We start from the raw sequence: 1,141 nt of genomic DNA, 5'->3' as shown, positions 1-1,141 counted from the left end.
ATAAAATTATTATAAATTATTTATTAAATTTCTTTATTTAATAATATTTTAATTTTTATCTTTAATTAATTCTTTTAATAAATTTAAATAAATATTTAAGTGATTTTAATGGATTATGGTGAAGTTTATAAAGATTCTATTATTAATTTAATTAATATTAATGAGAAATTAATTAATTCTGTTGATAAAAAAACAGTTTTTGTTATATGTGATGATGATACACGTAAATTAATTGATGAAAATTTTGCATATATTAATAGTTTTTTATTAACAGAGTATGTTATCCAACCCGAGTATGATAATTTTAAAGAACTTTATTCATATGTTAATGGTATTTTTAAAAATGACTATATTTATAAATATTTACTTCAGGTCTTTGGAGAATTACTTAATGAATATTTAAGAGTTGCAGAATTTAAATTTGATTTAATGAGAAAAACAAATAATAAATCATTTACTAACTTTGATTCTGATAGTTTAAATAACTTTTTTGATGAATATCAATTATTAATTGATGAATATGATTTATTTAAATTAGAATATTCTAATGTTGAACATTATTCTTTATTAGGTGATTATGCTAATCAGATTAATGAAGGTTTTAAAAAAAGTGATTAATTATTTATTTAATTTATTAAACATTTTTAATTAGAAAAAATTAGAATTAATTATATAAATTTATTGTAATTATAAAAAATTTTAAATATTTTATTATTATAATCTATTTTTATGAATTCAAAAACATTTTTCAGAACTGAAGAAGGGTATAACACATTTCAAAAGGTTCTTGTTTATATTTCATCTTTATTATTAATGGTTATGCTATTAGTGGATATTTATGTTTACAAATCTTTAAATGATTTTAAAATTTATACTATTATAATTTTCATTGCATTAACTTTTTTATATATTATATCAAGGAAAGATTCTGATTATGTTAGATCTGATGCAGTATTATGTGTTTTTCTTAGTATCGGTCTTTTATTAAGTGGAATTTTATCTTTTTTAGTTTATAATGTAGATATAGTTTATGTATTATTTTTAATTGTATCTGGAATTTTAAGTTTTATTTCTTTTCTTCCACATTCTTTAAAAAATTAATATTTCTTTTGTTTAGTATTTTTTTTATAAATTATTTTTT

General features: G+C 16.6%; 2 protein-coding genes. Both read left to right on the top strand.

All coding sequences use genetic code 11. The annotated features are described in order from the left end of the window. Window positions 1-108: 108 nt before the first annotated feature. Complete coding sequence (locus BGI41_RS08175; RefSeq protein WP_088540206.1) at window positions 109-618, top strand: hypothetical protein; 510 nt, start codon at window positions 109-111, stop codon at window positions 616-618. Window positions 619-729: 111 nt separating this feature from the next. Next, window positions 730-1,101: a hypothetical protein gene (locus tag BGI41_RS08170; protein WP_143744823.1), complete on the top strand. Its 372-nt coding sequence runs from the start codon at window positions 730-732 to the stop codon at window positions 1,099-1,101. The last annotated feature ends 40 nt before the right edge of the window (window positions 1,102-1,141 follow it).

This window comes from Methanobrevibacter sp. 87.7 (assembly GCF_002208625.1).
Lineage (GTDB): Archaea > Methanobacteriota > Methanobacteria > Methanobacteriales > Methanobacteriaceae > Methanarmilla.
The sequence above is the reverse complement of the archived record's forward strand: the minus strand, read 5'-3'. Positions and strand labels throughout refer to the sequence as shown.

Bases quoted from the DNA above. Each gene is read 5' to 3' on its own strand.
- BGI41_RS08175 (WP_088540206.1), top strand. From the start codon at position 109: ATGGATTATGGTGAAGTTTATAAAGATTCTATTATTAATTTAATTAAT.
- BGI41_RS08170 (WP_143744823.1), top strand. From the start codon at position 730: ATGAATTCAAAAACATTTTTCAGAACTGAAGAAGGGTATAACACATTT.